Source organism: Rufibacter tibetensis (genome assembly GCF_001310085.1).
In the GTDB taxonomy this organism is placed as follows: Bacteria; Bacteroidota; Bacteroidia; order Cytophagales; family Hymenobacteraceae; genus Nibribacter; species Nibribacter tibetensis.
This window is the reverse complement of sequence record NZ_CP012643.1, coordinates 4,143,292-4,163,293: the sequence shown is the minus strand read 5'-3', so window position 1 is coordinate 4,163,293 and position 20,002 is coordinate 4,143,292. Positions and strand designations below refer to the sequence as shown.

Genomic DNA, 20,002 nt, shown 5'->3' with positions numbered 1-20,002 from the left:
AAACTCATTCAGTAGACTGTACATTAGTCCTCAGAAAAGCGTGGAACATGCCTAAAACCGGCTCTTAACGGGCATATTCCACGGTTAAAGGATTTCTTCACATAAGAAGCTAAAAAGATAGCTGTCAGGCTTCTACCCTGTTTTTCCTAAACCCATTTATCAACAGGTATTTCACCCTGAAATGGGGATAAATAACGCGAAAGTGTTAATAAGTCTCTCTCCAAATTATCTTATCTTTGTAAGAGCGTATGCTTGATCTTGTAGTTAATCGTCTACCTTGGCCTTACAAAGATGAAAATCACCTATTACGGACAGTCTTGCTTTCTCTTCGACATTGGAGGTACCAAAGTTCTTTTTGATCCTTTCATTACCCCCAACCCTTTAGCCTCAGAGATTGATATTGATTCCATAGAATGCGATTACATCCTGCTCTCCCACGGGCACGGAGACCATGTGGCAGACGCGGAATATCTGCTCAACAAAACGGGTGCTACCCTGGTGGCCATCTATGAAATTGTTAGCTGGTATCAGAATAAGGGCATTGAGAACGTTCACCCTATGAACACCGGCGGAAAAGTGCATTTGCCTTTCGGGACGGTAAAGATGGTGAATGCCATTCATTCCAGCTCTTTGCCAGACGGCACCTACGCCGGAATTGCCGCAGGTTTTGTAATAGAAAGTGCAGAGAAGACGTTCTACTACGCCGGAGATACTGCCCTGCACATGGACATGAAACTCATTGGCGAGCGTTATCACTTAGATTTTGCGCTGCTGCCCATTGGCGACAACTTCACCATGGATGTGGAAGATGCCTTAGTAGCTGCCAATTACGTAAATACTAAAAAAATCATCGGGATGCATTATGACACCTTCCCGTACATAGAAATTGATCATGTGGAGGCGTTGGAATTAGCCCGGCGCCAACAGAAGGAGTTGATTTTGATGGAGATTGGTCAAACCATAGAACTGTAACCTGTAGAATGGGAAAGATAATTGCCGTTGCGAACCAGAAAGGCGGAGTGGGGAAAACCACTTCGGCCATTAACCTGGCAGCAAGCTTAGCCGCTTTAGAATATAGAACCCTGCTGGTAGATGCTGACCCGCAGGCTAACGCCACGTCTGGTATAGGGTTTGACCCAAAAGACATTGAAAACAGCATCTACGAGTGCATGGTAGACGGCGTGAAAACCGAAGACATCATCATGTCCTCCCCTATTGATTTTCTGGATCTGATTCCTTCCCACATTGACTTGGTGGGGGCTGAGGTAGAGATGATCAACCTTCCTAACCGCGAGGACAAAATGAAGCAGGTGTTGGTGCCGCTGAAGGAGAAGTATGATTTCATTATCATTGACTGCTCTCCTTCTCTGGGCCTCATTACCGTGAACTCGTTAACCGCCGCTGACTCAGTCATCATTCCGGTGCAGTGCGAGTACTTTGCCTTGGAGGGGCTTGGAAAACTCTTGAACACCATCAAGATCATTCAGTCACGCCTAAACCCTGACCTAGAGATTGAAGGCTTGTTGCTGACCATGTATGACGTGCGTCTGCGCCTTTCAAACCAGGTGGTAGAGGAAGTGAAGATGCACTTCCAGCAAATGGTGTTTGACACCATCATCCCTAGAAACGTGAAGTTGAGCGAATCTCCTTCGTTTGGAGTGCCTGCCATTCTACATGACGCGGAAAGCAAGGGAGCCATCAGCTACCTGAACCTGGCCCGTGAGATTGTGGAGAAGAATGGTGTGGCCGTTGCCCAGTAGTACCTTTAGCTTAAACAAAGTACATGTCTGATAATTCAGCCAAAAAAAAACCAGGAGGCCTTGGAAGAGGCCTCAATGCATTAATCACGGGGCAATATGATCGCAAATCTGAAACCCCTGTTTCTCCCACCACTTTAACCGCTGTCAATACCATCGCAGATATAAGCTTAACCCAGATTGAGACCAACCCTTTCCAGCCGCGTACCCATTTTGATCAGGTGGCACTGGAAGAATTGGCTGAGTCTATTCGTATTCAGGGCATCATTCAGCCTATCACAGTACGCCAGTTAAGTGCTGATGCCTATCAGCTGATTTCAGGGGAGCGCCGGTACCAAGCAGCCAAGCTTGCCGGTCTGGACACCATTCCTGCCTACATCCGGAAAGCCGATGACCAGCAGATGCTGGAAATGGCTCTGATAGAGAACATCCAGCGGGAAAACCTCAACGCCATAGAGATTGCCTTAAGTTACCAGCGTCTTCTTTCTGAGTGTAATTTGAAGCAAGAGGAATTAGGCGAGCGTGTGGGCAAGAAACGCACCACGGTAACCAATTACCTGCGTCTGCTTAAGTTACCGCCTGATATTCAGATTGGCATCAGGGACAATCTTATTTCTATGGGCCATGCCCGTGCCGTCATCAACATTGATGACGTGGAGAAGCAGCTGGAGGTATACCGCAAGATTGTGAACGAAGAGTTGTCGGTGCGCAAGGTGGAGGAATTGGTGCGCAACATCAACTTGGCAAACAAAAAGCCAGACCCACAGACCAAACTTGATCTTCATCCGTTAGAAAACGAAGTAAAACGCGTAGAATCAAGGCTGTCTTCTTATTTCGGTACCCGGATTCACGTGAAGGCCTCTCCTGAGGGCAAAGGGGAAATCAAGATCCCGTTTGTGTCAGTAGATGAGCTGAACCGAATTCTGGAAATCTTAAACTACGCCTAACATGCGGCAGGTCGCGGCCTTGTTTCTCTTTCTTGGAATTTCTTTAAGCACCAGCTTTACCAGTATGGGGCAAGTGGTTACCGCTGGTCCAGATTCTGTGCAGGTGCCTACCCCGGCTTCAACTGTGCAAGCAGCTGATACCTCTAAATGGAAGCCTTTCAGAGAATGGAGCCGCCCTGCCAAAGCTGCTTTCTATTCAGCCGTTTTGCCTGGTTTAGGGCAAGCCTATAATAAGAGCTACTGGAAAATTCCGTTGGTGTACGCCACCGGTGCCGTAATTGGGTTTTTCATCTATGACAACAACCGCCAATACCAAAATTTTGCCTCAGCCTTAAGAACCAGGCTGGACGGTGATACTAAAACGGTAGATCCGTACGTGGAGGATCAAATCTATGGAGCTTCCCGGGCCAATGACCAAGGCACTATCAACTTGCGTCGCTCAAGGGACTTTTACCGGAAGTACCGTGACCTGGACATCATTTTGGGAGTGGTAGCATGGGGGCTTAACATCATGGAAGCGCACGTAGATGCCCACCTGAGAGCCTTTGATGTGAGTGATGATCTTTCTTTGCAATTAAAACCTAATCTACAGCCTCTCGCCGGTACCCCCTCTTATTCGGCTGGTTTATCTTTCCAATTAAATCTTAAATAACATTATGCGCATTTTACTCATTGGGTACGGCAAGATGGGACATACCATTGAAAGGCTGGCGTTAGCCAAAGGCCATGAAATTGTGGGTGCCCTCATCGTAGATGATGCTGACAAGTTAGCCTCCTATACTGCTGAGCAGGTAGATGTGGCCATTGAATTCACCAGCCCAGATGCGGCTATGGGTAATATTCTGACCTGTTTTGAAAAAAACATTCCCGTAGTAGTAGGCACCACCGGTTGGTTGCAGCACCTGCCCTTTATTCAGGAGAAATGCGAGGAACTAAAGGGTTCTCTGTTTTATGCCTCCAACTTTAGCGTGGGGGTAAACCTTTTCTTCCATTTCAATGAGTACGTGGCCCAGAAAATGCAACAGTACCCCGAGTACAGTGTGCAAGTGAAAGAGATCCACCACGTGCACAAACTGGATAAACCCAGCGGCACTGCTCTCTCCATTGCCGACGGCATTTTAAAGCACTTTCCTCAAAAACATGGTTGGATTAATGACGTGTCACCTGAACCTGAACTTTTGGGCGTAGTATCTGAACGAGAAGGCGAAGTTGTAGGAACGCACATTGTGCAATACACCTCAGAAAACGATACCTTTGAGCTTAACCATATTGCTCACAGCAGAGAAGGATTCGCGTCCGGTGCTCTTCTGGCGGCTGAATGGTTACCTGGTCGTCAAGGCATTTACGGCATGAACGACCTGCTACAACTTTAAACCTGAGTACATGAGCATCCGTTTTTGGACTAAGAAAGAAACCAAGCCCAAACCAAAAAAAGGCTTTTTCAGGGAATGGGGTGACGCCATTCTTTTTGCCGTAGTAGCAGCCACTTTGATCAGGTGGGCCACCTTTGAGGCTTATACCATCCCTACCCCTTCTATGGAGAAATCCCTGTTGGTGGGAGACTATCTTTTTGTAAGCAAACTTCATTATGGTCCGCGAACGCCTATCACGCCCCTGCAGGTACCGCTTACCCACCAAACCATCTGGGGCACCAACATTCCTTCCTATTCAGATGCCATCCAGCTGGATTCTCACCGACTTCCTGGTTTTACTACCGTGAAGAACAATGACGTGGTGGTATTCAATTGGCCCGCAGATACCCAACACCCCACTGACCTTAGAATGAACTACATCAAGCGCTGCATTGGCATAGCGGGAGATAAAATTCAGATGCGGGACATGCAGGTGTACATCAATGATAAACTTGTTCCGGAGCCTGAAAGAGTTCAGTATGCTTATGGCCTTCTGACCACTACCCCAATTAATGAGAAGTTTTTCAAAGATAACGACATCACAGATGTACAGGAAGCTTTTGGTGGTATTGGATATGTGATTAACACTACCCCTGCTACTGCTGCAAAACTGAAGGGATATGACTTCATCAAAGAGGTGGTCTTGTACAAAGACAGCATCGGGTCTGTAAGAGCGGAGGTTTTCCCTTTTAAACCCTCCATGTACCCTAACAACAAAGACAACTTCGGACCTTTCGTCATTCCTAAAGAAGGAATGACGGTTGATATCAATGCCCTGACCATTCCTTTCTATGAAATGGTAATCAGAAAATATGAAGGGTACAAAGAAACTGAAGTGGTGGTTTCAGATGATCAAATTTTGATCAATGGCCAACCCATTAAACGGTACACCTTCAAGCAGGACTACTACTGGATGATGGGCGACAACCGCCATAACTCTGAAGACTCACGTTACTGGGGTTTCGTTCCCGAAGATCACATAGTGGGCAAGGCAGTATTGATTTGGATGTCAGCTAACCCTACGGAGTCGCTCTTTAACAAAATCAGGTGGAGCCGTATTTTTAAGGGCATTGAATAGCACCTCTTTTCTTGGTTATAAAAAAACCAGACTCTAAACACCAATTACAGAAAACGCCGGCTGCCACAACAGCCGGCGTTTTCTGTTTTGATAAACTTGCTCACTTCCTGTTTTAGGCAAGTTCTTCTAAAAGAATACTCAAACCACATCACTCTTACCAGTTTATCTCAGGCAAACCGTGCTCCCGCAGATAAACATTTGTCTTGCTGAAGTGCCGTGTTCCGAAGAACCCTTTATCTGCAGCAAACGGAGAAGGGTGAGCCGCTTTTAAAACTAGATGCTTTTTATCATCTATAATCAAACCTTTCTTCTGAGCGTAGGCACCCCATAACAGAAATACCACATGCTCTTTTTCATCTGAGACCTTCTTGATAACTGCGTCGGTAAACTCCTCCCATCCCTTTTTCTGATGCGAACCTGCCTGGTGTGCTCGTACAGTTAACGTAGCGTTCAGCAGAAGTACCCCCTGCTCTGCCCACCGCTCCAGGTTACCTGACCTTGGGATTGGTTTTCCTAAATCTGCCTCTATTTCTTTAAATATGTTAAGCAAAGAAGGTGGCGTTCGCATTCCTTCCGCTACGGAGAAAGCTAATCCATTCGCCTGGCCTAGTCCATGGTACGGGTCTTGCCCTAGAATCACGACACGCACCTTATCAAAAGGACATTCGTCAAAGGCATGAAAAATCTGGCGCCCAGGCGGATAAACTTCTGTGGAGGTGTACTCCTCTTTTACAAAAGAGATTAGGTTCTGGAAATAAGGCTTTTCAAATTCGCCCTGAAGCACTTGTTGCCAACTGTTTTCTATTTTTACCTGCATATGAGAGGTATCAGTTAAAGGTTTTTAGCGTATTTTTACTTTAGAATCCGGCTGGTCAAACTTAAAAGCCAGAAAGCCTGTTCCATTTATACCAAATTAAGGCACGCATGGATACGAAAACAACCCAAGGAGTCACTGTCAACGTCACGACAAATTACCTCCCTGACTATTCTAGTCCGGCTCAACAGCACTTTGTCTTCGCTTATAAGATCACTATCCAGAACAACAGCGAATTCACGGTAAAGTTACTACGTCGTCACTGGCATATCTTTGATTCTAATAACGAGATACGTGAGGTGGAAGGTGAAGGTGTGGTAGGCCAACAACCTGTGCTGGAACCCGGTGAAAGCCACCAGTACGTCTCGGGCTGTAACCTCAAAACCAGCATTGGTAAAATGGCAGGTACTTACCTGATGGAGCGTCTGGTAGACGGCCGTCAATTTCACGTGACCATTCCTGAGTTCACGCTTATAATTCCTTATAAACTCAACTAATTCCGCTTTAGGCTTTGCAGCACGCCGCCATGATCTACAGGTACGCCTCCTTCTGGTGGCGTTCAGGGAATGCGCATGGACTGCACTCCCCTTTTGTCTTTAACCTTTATTGCCATATCATCCATCATGAGGGCCACTTCCCGGCGTATGACACGGTAGAATCTCTTCGGGAAGAATTACTACAGAACCACACTTTGCTGGAAGTCACCGATTTTGGGGCGGGTTCGCATGTTGGTACTACCAAACAAAGGAGAGTCTCAGACATTGCCCGTACTGCTGCTAAACCGGCCCGATTGGGACAACTGCTGTTCAGGTTAGCCAACCATTTCAAGTCTGACACCATCTTAGAACTTGGTACCTCACTTGGGCTTACCACTGGCTACCTGGGCTTGGCCCGGACCTCTTCCCAACTTTATACGTTTGAAGGATGCCCTGCCATAGCAGGTGAAGCCTGCAAGAACCTCAAGAAGCTGAGTTTAGAAAACGTAACGTTGGTAGAAGGCAACTTGGATCAGACCTTAACCCAGACCTTAAATACCCTTAACAAGGTAGACTTTGTGTTCTTTGACGGTAACCACCGCTATGAGCCTACGCTTCGGTACTTTGAGCTATGTTTGGCAAAAGCACACGAGAAAAGCGTTTTTATTTTAGATGACATCTATTGGTCAGGGGAAATGACGCAGGCCTGGAAAAAAATTAAGCAGCACCCACAGGTGCTGCTTACCGTTGACTTGTTCTATATGGGATTGGTTTTCTTCCGTAATAACCAACCCAAGCAACACTTCACCCTTCGATTCTAAGCAAAGAGCTGTTTTTGTCAGGAACCATTGAAAATGATTAGGGCCTGTTTTTACCAAAACAGGCCCTAATCATTTTATGCTTCAAACCTAACGGCTTCCCTTATTCTGATTAATCTTCTCATTAGGCCTTCCAGTTGATCTAGTTGTAGCATATTGGCTCCGTCTGATCTGGCTGATTTAGGATCTGGGTGCGTTTCAATAAACAACCCATCAGCACCTACTGCAATGGCGGCTTTAGCGATAGTCTCAATCAGGGCTGGACGGCCACCTGTTACTCCAGAAGATTGGTTTGGCTGTTGCAGGGAGTGCGTCACGTCCATGACCACGGGTACTTGGTTTTCGCGCATGACCGGAATGTTCCGGAAGTCCACTACCAGATCAGAATACCCAAAGGAATTTCCACGGTCGGTCAGAATTACATTGTTGTTTCCAGATTCTTTTACTTTCTCAACCGCGAACTTCATTGACTCCCCAGACAGGAACTGTCCTTTTTTGATGTTCACTACTTTACCAGTCTCCGCAGCGGCAATCAAAAGATCTGTCTGGCGGCACAGGAACGCTGGAATCTGCAACACATCCACAAATTCAGCAGCCATGGCAGCCTCATGCGATTCATGAATGTCAGTTACAGTAGGTATGCCAAAAGTTTCGCTCACCTTGGCCAAAATTCTTAAGGCTTTTTCATCACCAATACCGGTGAAGGAGTCTTTTCTGGAGCGGTTGGCTTTGCGGTAAGAACCTTTAAAAATTAATGGAATTTGCAGGCGATCAGAAATACGCACCAGTTCTTCGGCTATTTCCAAAGCCATGTCCTCTCCTTCTATGGCACAAGGCCCTGCCATCAGAAAGAAGTTTCCAGAAGAAGTATGCTGTAATTTAGGAAGATTAATATTCATCTGTAATTATTAAAGTCTAAGTAAATAAACCTCTGTTAGGTTCATAGTTATAGTGGATTCCAGAATATTGGTTCGGGTTATAGCCCTAATTTTTCAAAAGTCCATTAAAAATAAGCTGTAATGATTTATGGCAGAAGTGCCTTTCATCTTAGCTTATCTTCGGGGTCAAAAGTACAGAATTCTACGCGATAAACTGTGGCTTGTCCCGGCGTTCCAGGATCATAAACAGTTCTCTTGCTGCCCGCGGCTTAATGGAAGTTTGACTTTCTTCAAAAACATGAAACTGGAAGTAGGGCTCAAAATAGGCCTGGTACTCCATAGCCGTGCCTCCAAAAGGTGGACCAGGGTTGGTGAACTCCTCTGAAAAAAGAAGCCCCACTAACTTTCCGTTCGGGGTTAAGATGTCATGCACCTGGCGGGCGAAAGCAGAACGCAGTTCTCTGGGCAAGGCACAAAAGAAGGTTTGTTCCAATACCAGATCATATTGGTTTGGCGTTAAAGTAAAGAAGTCCTGGTGCAGCAAGTGCTCTTCAGGAAATGCAGGAACCCGGTTTTTGAAGTTCTGTAAGGGAGCTTCGGCAAAGTCCAGCAGGTACACGTTTGTAAAGCCTTTTTGGAACAGGTATTCTGCTTCGTAGCCGTTCCCTCCCCCCGGAACAAGAATCCTGAGGTTCTTGTCCGTTAGTTGGTCAATATAGGACTTTATTGGAGGGGTTATTTCCCCAACATCCCATTCTGTGCGGTTTTGACGGTATCTTTGCTCCCAGTACTCCTGATCTAATTTGACTTTTTCATTCATAGTAATAAGTAAGTATTTTACCCTGTTATTTGCAAAGGATAGATAGAAGCGTATTTTTGTAAGAATAGGTATTGTCTAATACAACACTAAACCACCCTTTCCGCTATGGCGACTGAAACACCCGAAAAGGATAGCAACCGCAAATTGTTAGTAGTAGGCCTCATAATTGTGCTGCTCAGCATTAACGGTATCCTTATTTACATGCAGCAGCAGAAATCTCAGGAAAATGAGGAGCAGAAAGAAATCATCAAGGTCAAGAACACGGAGTTGGAAAACCAAATCAAAGTGTACGAGACCTTGAAAGCAGATTACGAGCGCCAGAGCTCTGAGTTAAGTGCCATGGGACTTACCAATGATTCACTTGAGACCAGAATTGCTGCCATCAACGCAGATCTGGCCCAGCTTAGGTCGTTCAGAAACAGCTCTTTCACCGTAGCTGACCAAAGAAGATTCCAGCAGCGTGCCCAGAACTTGGAATTGGCCCTCCGGAAAAAAGACGAAGAAGTAGCTAAACTGCAGGAGAACAACGAAGAGCTTTTCACCGAAGTAAAAGGTCTGAAAACCACTCAAAACAAGTTGTCAGACTCCATCACTTCCCTGGCCACTAACAATAAGGAGCTGGAAGAGAAAATTAACCTTGCCTCAAAGTTAGATGCCCAGAATATCTCTGTGACCATCATCAACACAAAAGGCAAAGAAAAAGAAGACGAGGAGGAGGAATACAAAGCTAAGCAAGTAGACAGAATCAAGCTTACTTTTAGATTAGGCAAAAATGAAGTTGCTCCTAAAGAAAATAAAGAGATTTTGATGCGCCTGATTGAGCCCGATGGTTCTGCGTTGTACAACCTGGCTACCGGTTCGGGCACGTTTGAGTTTGAAGGCAAAGAACAGTTCTACACTGCCAAACGTGATATTATCTTTGACAATACCCAGCAGCAGGTTTCTTTCATCTACTCCAAAGGGACCCCCTTCAAAACAGGCAAGCACCTTATAGAAATCTACTCAGACGGATTTTTGATTGGCACTACATCATTTATGCTGAAATAATCTTACTAACCAAGTTTTAGTAAAAACAGCCCCAAAACACATCAGGTGTTTTGGGGCTGTTTTTTATATCAGGTCTAGAACTTCGCACCTCTGTAAAGCAAGCAGGCGCAACCAGATAAGTTGCGCCTGCTTGCTTTACAGAGGTATAGAAAAGGTTAGTCTACCATAACCCTTCTGTCTTGTATCACCTTGAAGTTCTCAATCATCTTAATGGCTTCAGGAATATCCTCTGAGAAGATGGTAATAAAGGAGTTACGCTCTGCATGCTCCAAGGCATACGCAATGGCTACCATTTCCTGATTGATGATTTTATAGGTTTTATTAGGGTCCACCTGTTCAATGCCTTCAATAATCTTATTGTAGATCTCATCAGCGGTTCGGCCTCTTAGGTCTTTGTCTGAGCGGATGATGATTTCATCAAACATTTGAGCAGCCATTTTACCCAGTTCTACAAAATCCTCATCTCGCCGGTCTCCTACGCCTGCTACGATCCCAACCCTTGTACGTGCATCCACATTCTGCAGGAAGTCGGCAATGCCTTTCATACCAGCTGGGTTGTGGGCGTAATCTACCAGCACCTCAAAGGTTGGGAACTTGAATAGGTTCATTCTACCCGGCGTCTTGGATGCGGATGGAATAAAGGTCCTTAAAGCCGTTTTAATTTCTGAAATCTCAAACCTGGAGATGTAGCCCGCCAGGGTAGCCGCCAATACATTTTCAATGTTGAATTTAGCCCGGCCACCAAAGGTAAGTGGAATATCAGCGACCCGGTCTACCCGTATTTTGTAGGTGTTCTTGAAGATGGAGATGAACCCGTTTTCAAAAACGGCCGCTAAACCTCCTTTTGCCACGTGTTTCAAAATGCGCGGGTTATTCTCGTCCATGCTGAAGAACGCCACTTTACATTCCAGCTCCTTGGCCATGTTGTAGACATTGTCATCATCAGCATTGAGAATAGCATAACCATCTTTGCTCACGCTTTTTGGCACCACAGATTTCACGCGGGCCATGTCTTCTAAGGTATAGATATCCCGTAAGCCCATGTGGTCTTCGGCCACATTGGTGACAATCCCTATGTCACATTGCTGGAAGCCAAGCCCGGCCCGCAACATACCTCCCCGGGCACACTCTAACACCGCGAAGTTAACGGTTGGGTCGCGAAGCACGAACTCCGCACTTTTAGAACCAGTTGTGTCTCCTTTTTCCAGCATTTTATCCTGGATATAGATACCATCAGTGGTGGTGAAACCAACCTGGTACCCGCAAGATTTTACCATGTGCGCAATCAGACGCGTCGTAGTAGTTTTACCGTTGGTTCCTGTTATGGCAATGATAGGAATGCGAGATGGGCAGTTGTCCGGGAACAGCATTTCAATCACCGGTTCTGCTACGTTGCGCGGCAACCCTTCTGTGGGCGCTACGTGCATTCTAAAGCCCGGAGCAGCATTCACCTCTATGACGGCACCTCTAGCTTCAGGCAATGGGATAGCGATGTCAGAGGTAACCACATCAATTCCGCAGATGTCCAGACCTATGGTACCCGCAATCCGCTCTGCCATCAGAACGTTGTAGGGGTCAATCAGATCGGTTACGTCTGTAGCAGTTCCTCCGGTAGAAAGGTTGGCCGTGCTTTTCAGGAACAATTCCTCCCCTTGCCCCAGCACCGTGTCCAGAGTATAGCCTTTCTTTTCCAGAATAGAGTAAGAATCATTGTCAATTGCAATCCTGGTTAACACCTTCTCATGGCCTACCCCCCGACGTGGATCACTGTTTACTTTGTCTACTAACTGCTGCACGGTAGAAGTCCCATCCCCGATGACCATGGCAGGTGTACGTTTGGCAGCGGCTATAAACTTTTTGTTTACTACTAATAACCTAAAGTCAAAACCCTCAATGAATTGCTCTACTATAACCGCATCTGAATACTTTTGGGCAGCTTCAAAACCAGCTACAGCTTCATCCCAGGTCTTCAGGTTTATACCAGCTCCTTTGCCATGGTTTCCGTCTAGGGGTTTGGTCACAATAGGGAAGCCTAGGAAATCTATGGCTTCTTTTAATTCGTCCAGCGAATATACTGTTTCGCCTCTGGGTACAGGTACCCCGGCTTCATGCAGCATCTCTTTGGTCGCGTTTTTATCACCAGCAATTTCTACTGCAAATGCAGCGGTACGGCAGGTCATGGTAGCCTGTATGCGCTTCTGATGCACTCCATACCCTAACTGGATCAAAGAACTCTTATTTAGCCTTATATAAGGAATTCCGCGGGCCACCGCCTCTGAGACAATAGAATAGGTGCTGGGTCCTATGTGTTCATCCTCCCGAATTTCATGCAATTCTTCTACATCCGGTTCAATGTCATAAGGTTGGTCATAGGCCAGCGCAGTAACTACTTTGATAGCGGCATGAGCTGCGTAATCACCCGCTTTTTCTTCCTGGTAAGAGAAGACCACGTATTCAAAACCGGGTTGAGGCGCCGGATACGAACGGCCGAAACCTGATTCCATACCTCCTAGGGTCTGAAGTTCAAGGGCCACATGCTCTACCACATTGCTTAAAGGAACCCCTTCTTCTCTTACTCTTTTCAGGTAACCGCCTTCCTGCCCTTCGGTGCTGCGGTGCAAAACCATACCAGGGAACATATCCTCCAACCGCTGTGCAAAATCAGGAATTTGGGTAGTAAGTACTCCCGCAAATTTCTCCATGTCTAATTTAAGTACTACAATCTTCGGGTGCTTTACAGACCAGTAGTTTGGTCCACGCATAATGCGTATCTCTGCAATTTTCATAAGACTTTAAATCCAGTTAGGATGCTGCAGTATGTATCATTAGAATATCTCAAGGCAATAGGTATCTCCTTTGCCCAACAGGTGTACCTTCAAGTCTCTCATGGTGACCGGAACTCCTTCCTCTACTTCGTATATATTGGTATAGGTGCTTTCGCGGCCGTCTACCAAGACTACCAGACCACTTCCAATCACCTCTATTTCGTTTCCTTTTTTCACCACTATCCCAGTGTCTTCCTCCAGGCCTACACCAATGAAGGTAGGGTTTGTGGCAATCATCTGTACCATTCTTACAATTCTTCCCCGGGAGATAAAATGGGTGTCTATGGCCACATCATTCAACAACTCCAAGCCTGCTGTTATACTTACAGAACCCTTGATAAAACCGGCTCCGCTCATCCCCTGATAAATCATTTGGGTAGACATGGCGGCCGCTCCGGCACTTGTGCCCGCAATTACTAGAGAATCATTGAAGTATCGTTCTTTGATAAGCCTGATGAATTCTGTTCCGCCCAGAATGGCAGTAAGCTTTAGCTGATCTCCTCCTGTAAAAAGAATACCAGATGCTTTGCGCACCGCCTCCATGTATTCTTCCTTGTTCGTGTCCTGGCGGGTACGGATGTCAAGCACCTGTACATTGGAGGCGTTTATTTTTGTAAAAACGTCAATGTAAGAAGCACCCATTTCCTCCGGAATGGAGGAAGCGGTAGGGATTATTAAAATGAGGGGGTTATTTCCTTTCAGTTCACTTACAAAACGTTCCAGAATCTCTGTTTTCTGGAAATTTATGTTTTCTGAGTTGGCACTATCCTTTTCCGGGTCATCTCCCTTGTTTTCACTGCCGCCAATGGCAATAAGGGTTCCCTTGGGCGATTTGTATTCAATGGGTGGCCTAGGCTTCACCTTATCTGACTTCTCCTTTTCCAACGATTCTTTGCTCATGATTCAGTCAATACTGTGTATCTATATTGAAAGGGAAATGCAGGGAATCTTGCTAAGTGGGAATTCTCTTAAAAAGCAGGAGGATTGCGCCTTCTTTTCACCTTCCAATAGTTGTCCCGAAATACGAAAATCAGAGTTAAAAGATTATATAATTAAAATATATAGGACTTGCCGTAAACCATATGCGTGAAGTACCTATAGTATCAATAAGCTAATCCACTATACAAGTGAATATTATAAAATGATTATTGTATTATTGAAAAATTAAAAATCAGTCAATGTTTTATTAAGCCGAAATTAAGAATCTTTTAAACTACCTATCTTGGAAAGTAATCTCCCAAGCTAAGTTTTTGTGGCTTAAGAAATTAGAATATTACATGTGGAAGAGACTTTGAAGTACTGAATCAAGCACTCTCTTTAATTCAAAAAAATCGATTATCATAACTAGGGTAGGATCAACTCACTAGTCTCTCCTCCTTTCTGGATGTAATTTCCCTACAGGATTACACACTCCAACAAACAACAACCTGAAATATCTTCTTCTCGATAATGGCACCCCTAGAAGCTAGTCAAAGTAGCAGGGTTTAATGGAAACAGTAGTTTAGGTAGAGATTTGGAAAATGATCCCTGATATAGGAAGCATTTCAAAGGTGAAGTGAAGTTATAGGTATTCAAATCTAAAAGGCCACTTAACGAGTAGTTAGCGCCTAAAAACAGAAAACCCACCTAGAACTAGTCTAAGCAGGTTTTCATCTCCTATGGAGGTAACGAGCGGATTCGAACCGCTGTACGAGCTTTTGCAGAGCTCTGCCTAGCCACTCGGCCACGTTACCGTGATTGGGAGTGCAAATATAGCCAGGAACTATTACTATCCCAATTCTGAAGCAATTTTTTCAAAGAAAGCATAAAAAAAGAGCCTCTTTTCAGAGGCTCTTTCCTGTTAATAAGGCAGTTACCTACCAAAAAATTATTCAGCTGATTCAGCTGCATCAGCGTCAGAACCAGTAGTAGATTTGTCAGCACGGGCTTGCGCAGCCGCGGCTAATTTTTTCTCACCGGCTTCTTTCTCTGTTTCCATCATTTGGTCCTTCAAGGCAGAAAGAGCATCTAAGTCACCCAAAGTAGCACGTACTTCTTCTTTCTTAGGAGCAGCAGGGGCAGCAGCTTTTACTGTACCAGCAGCCGGAGCATCTTTCTTCTCAAATTTCTTACGTTTCGCATCTTCTGGTTGGGCAGTGTGAACTGCAGTGTGCGACAAGATGATCTTACGATCGTCTTTGGAGAATTCAGTTACTTTGAAGTCTAGTTGCTCACCAGCTTCCACAGCAGTACCGTCCTCTTTCGCCAAACCTTTAGGGAAAGCAAAACCTTCAATACCGTAAGGAAGCTCTAAGGTAGCACCACGGTCCGATTTCTCTAACACAGTTGCTTTGTGCGTAGAACCTACGTTGAATACGGTAGCGAAAGTATCCCAAGGGTTTTCTTCCAGTTGTTTGTGACCAAGGGCCAGACGACGGGCAGCAGCATCAAGCTCCAGAACCACTACGTCTAATTTGTCTCCAACTTTCACGAACTCAGATGGGTGCTTGATTTTCTTAGTCCAAGACAAGTCAGACACGTGAACCAGACCATCTACTCCTTCTTCCAGTTCAATGAACAGACCAAAGTTTGTCAGGTTTCTAACCACACCTGTGTGGGTAGTTCCAACAGCATACTTAGTCAATACATCTTCTTTGGTCCAAGGATCTTCAGTCAACTGCTTAATGCCAAGAGACATTTTGCGGTCGTTACGGTCCATGGTCAACACAACAGCCTCAATTTCGTCACCTTGTTTGATGAAGTCTTGTGGGTTGCGCAGGTGCTGAGACCATGACATTTCTGATACGTGGATCAAGCCTTCTACACCTGGCATCAATTCTAAGAACGCACCGTAATCTGCTACGTTCACGATTTTGCCACGTACGCGTGAGCCAACTTCTACTTCTGCAGGAAGAGCATCCCAAGGGTGAGCAGTCAATTGCTTCATACCCAAAGAAATACGTTTCTTGTCGTCGTCGAAATCTAACACTACCACGTTTACTTTCTGGTCTAGTTCCAACACCTCTTGCGGGTGGTTGATGCGTCCCCATGAAATATCTGTGATGTGCAACAGACCATCTACACCACCAAGGTCGATGAACACCCCAAAGTTGGTCATGTTTTTGATCACACCTTCCAGTACCTGACCTTTTTCAAGGTTGTTCAGGATGGCGGCACGTTGCTGCTCAAGATCTTTCTCGATCAACACTTTATGTGATACTACTACGTTATCAAAAGCGGCGTTGATTTTCACCACTTTCACTTCCATCTTACGACCAACATAAATGTCGAAGTCGCGGATAGGTTTCACGTCAATTTGAGAACCTGGTAAGAAGGCTTCTACGCCATACAGGTCGGTGATCAAACCACCTTTGGTTCTGCGTTTCACTACACCTTCCAGTACAGTGTCGTTCTCCAAAGCGCCGTAGATCATTTCCCACGCTTTCACGATTTTGGCTTTCTTACGAGACAGGATTAATTGACCGTTAGGGTCTTCCTGGTCTTCAATGAAAACCTCCACCTCATCACCAATTTTCAGATCCGGCATGTCACGGAATTCTGATACTGGTACCAAACCATCAGATTTAAAACCAATGTTCAGGATAACATCGCGCTCAGTGATACCAACAACGGTACCTTTGATCACTTCCTCTTCCTGAACGGTATTCAGGGTGTCGGCGTACATTTGCTCCATTTCGGCTCTCTGCGCAGCAGAGTAGCTTCCACCAAAGCCCTGAGACTCAAACTGGTCCCAGTTAAAATCATCTACATTTGCCATATTGCTATGTTGGTTCACAAAATATAACGGCTGGACACAGAACCACTTACCCTTCCGTAGCTTCTTTTACATACCCTTTTTCCAAAACAGAAACCGGGGCATTCACCTTGAACGCGGCGCGAAGGTACAAAATTTTAAATTAATCCTTTTCCCCCTGCTCCTAAAAATTCATGATCTCCCTGATTATCAACTGAGTGCTACCTTTATAAAACCAGAATGGGTTTAGAGACCGCTTTTAGCAAACAGCCTCTAAACCCATTCTGGTTTAACGGAGATGTATTTAGTTATTATCCTTGATTATCTGAAGTACTTCCTGTTCTCTTTCAGAGGCGAAGGTGATCAAGATCACTCCGTACTTGCCCTGGTCTTTATACCTTTTTATTATCTCACCATCTTTCAAAACTTCGATGGATTTGATCCATTCAGGATTGATTCCCGAAAGATCTTCTTTGCTTACCACCACCTCACCTGACTTGGTTTGGATGATGTATAAAGGCTCACCCAAGGACGTAGGAGCAGCACAATATAATCTGATGTGAACGGGTTTTATGCCACTTGATGAGTTAGCATTCTGCTCCTTTATGGTTTTAAGAAAAGCTTGTTCCTGCTCTGCTTTCAACTCAATCAACACCACGCCATGTTTAGCTGTTTGTCCAAATTGCTCAATCGCGTTTTTGTCTTTCAGCACGGAAATAGACTTTATCCATTCCTTATCCAGGGACTGAATATCTGCAAAGTTGAGAGGCACGTTGGCTGAGCCTGTTTTCAGAAAATACAGAGGCTGCGCAGTGGAAGTGACCTTCACTGCAGAAGTTCTTACTTTACTGGGTGCTTCCTGTGCTTTCAATCCAAATGGCGGCAACAACAGCAAAAGGAGACTACATATAAGGGGTCTTTTCATTACTAAAGATTAGATAAGCATTCTATGCCCGCGCTCGTTCTGCGAGGAAAGGAATCCAGGCATGTTCCGCATCCTGAATACTTTCTCTCAGGAAAGAGACCAGAGAGGGCTTGAACGGCTTTGAAGCCAATTTCATGGAAACCTCTTCTGGGGTGCGGTCACCTTTCTTAGAGTTACAGCGGGCACAAGCCGTTATGAGGTTATACCAGGTGCTTTCGCCACCCCGTGATCTGGGCAACAAATGATCTAAGGTTAAGTTTCTGGTAGACCCGCAGTATTGGCAGCGGTTACGGTCGCGGCGCATGATGTTCTGGCGGGTCAGCGAGATGCCTTTATAAGGCACGCGCACGTAGCGGTGCAACCTAATCACCAGCGGACGGGGAAAGGTCCTCCGTACTGTTCGTAACACATTTATCTGGTCTTCCGCAATGAGTTCTGCTTTCTGGAGATAAATCAAGACAAAGGCCTTATGCAAACTGCATGTGGCTATAGCGGAGTAATCTTGATTGAGTAAAAGTACCTTATCATTCATACGAAATCCTGCTCAGTAGATCCTTCCAGTAAGATACGGAAAAATATCTTACAACAGATTTTACTAACTGATTTTCAGGCATTCGTGTTACACAGAATTATTCTGGAAGAATTCGTTTGATGATGCGTAGTTTGTGGGAGTAGCGCTTGCGGTCTCTGTTGTAAATACCGTGGTGGTCTAACTGGTCAATGCGGACCTCGCCAGAGGCATGGATGATCTTCTGGTCTTCCAGCACAATGCCCACATGAATGATACGGCCTTCTTCATTGTCAAAGAAGGCAACATCTCCCGGCCGGGTCTGGCTTACGAAATGGACCTCCTGCCCATGCTCCACCTGCTGGTAGGCATCGCGGCGGAGTTGGTAGCCGCACACCCCGTACACCTGTTGCACAAGTCCGGAACAATCAATCCCGAAGATGGATTTACCGCCCCACACGTAGGGTGCTCGCATGAACTGAAGGGCCATTTTCTGCAGGAAGTTCTCGCGGTAAGGCATGGATGGATTTGAAGCACGGCCATTGTACAGCATCCTCTCCTCTCCTACCCGTATGCTCATGCCATCAAAGAAAGGCAACACGCTTCCTAAGCCTATAGGAGTTACGGCAGCCCCGCCACTCACGGTTTGCACAATATCCATGGAACGGGCATGCGTGGTTTCTTTCCATTCCAGAAAATAGGAATCGGCCACCGGGAAGTGCTGCTTGAAATCAATCCAGCCCTCGTAATCATCAGCGGCATTTCTCACCTGGAGCCATTTTTCCTGCGTTTGCAGTACTTCATAGCACTCGCCAAAAATTAACTGAGTAACCTGTTCGCTTTTATCAGAAGGCTCGCGGCGCACCGGCACCAGACTTAATGTGCAAATCCCAAAATTCAAAGTAATGTGTGAAAGAGTGGTGGAGAGAAAAAGTATGGAATTAAGGAAGCGGATTGATAAACCGAGAGAGAGAAAAACCTACAGAGGTTTTTTATGGCGTTTTTACAAAAACATCCTTAGAACAGGTTAGTACCGGTCGCGCGCCATTTCGCGTTTCACATCTCGCTCTTTGATGTCTTCGCGTTTGTCGTAAAGCTTTTTACCTTTTGCCAGGGCAATGTCTACTTTGGCAAACCCCCGGTCTGAAATGAAAAGCCGGGTAGGAATAATAGTTACCCCTTGCTCCTGGGCTCCTTCCTTCAACTTCTTCAATTCACGTTTGTTCAACAGCAGCTTGCGGTCACGGGTGGGTTCGTGGTTGTAGTGGGTACCCTCGGTGTATTTAGAGATGGTGACCTGGTGCAGGATCAATTCATTGCCGTGAAAAGTACAGTAGCCATCAGAGAGGTTCACGTTACCTTCCCTAATGGATTTAATCTCGGTGCCGCGCAGCATGATGCCGGCGGTGTATTTGTCTAGAAACTGATATTCATAGGAGGCCCGCCGGTTTGAGATGTTCACCGTTTTCTGCAGCCTGTCTTTCTCTTTTGATTTCGCCATTTAGTTTCTACTGTTCTTCAAAAGTCGGTGGATCTTCTCTTTTTTCAAAATTTTTTGCCCCGTTTGCCCCGTGGCAATAAGGCGGTCTCCTATGCTAACAGTGATTTCGCAACGTAATTCGTTACCGATCAGGGTTCCATAGGTGGCCAATACTCTAAGCGTTTCTCCTTCAAAAGCCGGACCTTTGTGGTCAATGTGGAGCATGGTGCCAATCCCCTCCTCGTCCCCTTCTTTCATTTCCAGCACAAACAACCTAGAGGCCCATTCCATGGCCTGCGCCAGCGCAAAGGTAGAGCAAACCGGGTGCACCAACCCTGTTTCAAACTGGGCAAAATCAGCCTTGGTGACCTTTTTAAAGTATTGTTTGGTGTCTCCTTCCTGAAACGGATGCCGCATACTAGATTTGACAGGGATCGAAGTTTACTATATTCTACGCATATTCAACCCTATACGGGTAAATATA

20 protein-coding genes and 1 tRNA gene are annotated in these 20,002 nt (G+C 45.7%); 9 read left to right on the top strand and 12 right to left on the bottom strand.

The window, feature by feature from the left end:
- Window positions 1–291: 291 nt before the first annotated feature.
- From DC20_RS16995 to lepB, 6 genes are read left to right on the top strand one after another with little or no spacing between them, the layout of a single operon-like run.
- Entirely contained in the window at window positions 292–972 is a 681-nt protein-coding gene (locus DC20_RS16995) for a metal-dependent hydrolase (RefSeq protein WP_062544924.1), read from the top strand.
- 8 nt (window positions 973–980) lie between these two features.
- Complete coding sequence (locus DC20_RS16990) at window positions 981–1,760, top strand: ParA family protein (RefSeq protein ID WP_062544923.1); 780 nt, start codon at window positions 981–983, stop codon at window positions 1,758–1,760.
- 23 nt (window positions 1,761–1,783) lie between these two features.
- A complete protein-coding gene (locus DC20_RS16985) occupies window positions 1,784–2,704 on the top strand; it encodes a ParB/RepB/Spo0J family partition protein (protein WP_062544922.1) in 921 nt (306 codons plus the stop codon).
- Window position 2,705: 1 nt separating this feature from the next.
- Entirely contained in the window at window positions 2,706–3,356 is a 651-nt protein-coding gene (locus DC20_RS16980; protein ID WP_062544921.1) for a DUF5683 domain-containing protein, read from the top strand.
- 4 nt (window positions 3,357–3,360) lie between these two features.
- On the top strand, window positions 3,361–4,077 hold the full coding sequence (gene dapB, locus DC20_RS16975) for a 4-hydroxy-tetrahydrodipicolinate reductase (RefSeq protein WP_062544920.1): 717 nt from the start codon (window positions 3,361–3,363) through the stop codon (window positions 4,075–4,077).
- Between the two features lie 10 nt (window positions 4,078–4,087).
- Entirely contained in the window at window positions 4,088–5,194 is a 1,107-nt protein-coding gene (gene lepB, locus DC20_RS16970; protein WP_062544919.1) for a signal peptidase I, read from the top strand.
- A 154-nt stretch (window positions 5,195–5,348) separates the two neighbouring features.
- On the opposite strand, the gene ung is transcribed toward lepB, so the two are convergent.
- Window positions 5,349–6,011 (bottom strand): uracil-DNA glycosylase, encoded by a 663-nt coding sequence (gene ung / locus DC20_RS16965; RefSeq protein WP_062544918.1) that lies wholly within the window; start codon window positions 6,009–6,011, stop codon window positions 5,349–5,351.
- A gap of 107 nt (window positions 6,012–6,118) precedes the next feature.
- Here ung and apaG point away from each other — a divergent pair, with 107 nt between their 5' ends.
- Window positions 6,119–6,505, top strand: a complete 387-nt coding sequence (gene apaG / locus DC20_RS16960) for a Co2+/Mg2+ efflux protein ApaG (RefSeq protein WP_062544917.1) — start codon at window positions 6,119–6,121, stop codon at window positions 6,503–6,505.
- Between the two features lie 29 nt (window positions 6,506–6,534).
- Window positions 6,535–7,305 (top strand): O-methyltransferase, encoded by a 771-nt coding sequence (locus DC20_RS16955; RefSeq protein ID WP_062546015.1) that lies wholly within the window; start codon window positions 6,535–6,537, stop codon window positions 7,303–7,305.
- Between the two features lie 74 nt (window positions 7,306–7,379).
- Here the strand turns inward: DC20_RS16955 and kdsA are convergent, their stop codons facing one another.
- Both kdsA and DC20_RS16945 read right to left on the bottom strand, forming a co-directional pair.
- A complete protein-coding gene (gene kdsA / locus DC20_RS16950) occupies window positions 7,380–8,201 on the bottom strand; it encodes a 3-deoxy-8-phosphooctulonate synthase (RefSeq protein ID WP_062544916.1) in 822 nt (273 codons plus the stop codon).
- 181 nt (window positions 8,202–8,382) lie between these two features.
- The gene (locus tag DC20_RS16945) at window positions 8,383–9,000 is read right to left on the bottom strand and encodes a methyltransferase (protein ID WP_062544915.1); all 618 of its coding nucleotides are present in this window, start codon (window positions 8,998–9,000) and stop codon (window positions 8,383–8,385) included.
- A 105-nt stretch (window positions 9,001–9,105) separates the two neighbouring features.
- Between DC20_RS16945 and DC20_RS16940 the strand changes: the two genes are divergently transcribed.
- Complete coding sequence (locus DC20_RS16940) at window positions 9,106–10,047, top strand: hypothetical protein (protein WP_062544914.1); 942 nt, start codon at window positions 9,106–9,108, stop codon at window positions 10,045–10,047.
- 155 nt (window positions 10,048–10,202) lie between these two features.
- Here DC20_RS16940 and cphA read toward each other — a convergent pair whose 3' ends face one another.
- From cphA to DC20_RS16895, 9 genes are all read right to left on the bottom strand, one after another.
- Window positions 10,203–12,833: a cyanophycin synthetase gene (gene cphA / locus DC20_RS16935; RefSeq protein ID WP_062544913.1), complete on the bottom strand. Its 2,631-nt coding sequence runs from the start codon at window positions 12,831–12,833 to the stop codon at window positions 10,203–10,205.
- A gap of 39 nt (window positions 12,834–12,872) precedes the next feature.
- Window positions 12,873–13,772 carry a cyanophycinase gene (locus tag DC20_RS16930; protein ID WP_083470362.1) on the bottom strand — a complete coding sequence of 300 codons (900 nt, stop codon included), beginning with the start codon at window positions 13,770–13,772 and terminating at the stop codon, window positions 12,873–12,875.
- Between the two features lie 759 nt (window positions 13,773–14,531).
- Window positions 14,532–14,605: transfer RNA gene (locus tag DC20_RS16925), tRNA-Cys, on the bottom strand.
- Between the two features lie 134 nt (window positions 14,606–14,739).
- Window positions 14,740–16,629, bottom strand: a complete 1,890-nt coding sequence (gene rpsA / locus DC20_RS16920) for a 30S ribosomal protein S1 (RefSeq protein WP_062544912.1) — start codon at window positions 16,627–16,629, stop codon at window positions 14,740–14,742.
- 280 nt (window positions 16,630–16,909) lie between these two features.
- Window positions 16,910–17,530 carry a hypothetical protein gene (locus DC20_RS16915; RefSeq protein ID WP_157593205.1) on the bottom strand — a complete coding sequence of 207 codons (621 nt, stop codon included), beginning with the start codon at window positions 17,528–17,530 and terminating at the stop codon, window positions 16,910–16,912.
- Between the two features lie 22 nt (window positions 17,531–17,552).
- Window positions 17,553–18,062, bottom strand: coding sequence for an HNH endonuclease (locus tag DC20_RS16910; protein WP_062544910.1), 510 nt, complete (start codon window positions 18,060–18,062; stop codon window positions 17,553–17,555).
- A gap of 97 nt (window positions 18,063–18,159) precedes the next feature.
- On the bottom strand, window positions 18,160–18,939 hold the full coding sequence (locus DC20_RS16905) for a C40 family peptidase (protein WP_071885490.1): 780 nt from the start codon (window positions 18,937–18,939) through the stop codon (window positions 18,160–18,162).
- Between the two features lie 126 nt (window positions 18,940–19,065).
- On the bottom strand, window positions 19,066–19,539 hold the full coding sequence (smpB, locus tag DC20_RS16900) for an SsrA-binding protein SmpB (RefSeq protein ID WP_062544908.1): 474 nt from the start codon (window positions 19,537–19,539) through the stop codon (window positions 19,066–19,068).
- A complete protein-coding gene (locus DC20_RS16895) occupies window positions 19,540–19,935 on the bottom strand; it encodes a thioesterase family protein (RefSeq protein ID WP_062544907.1) in 396 nt (131 codons plus the stop codon).
- Window positions 19,936–20,002: the final 67 nt, after the last annotated feature.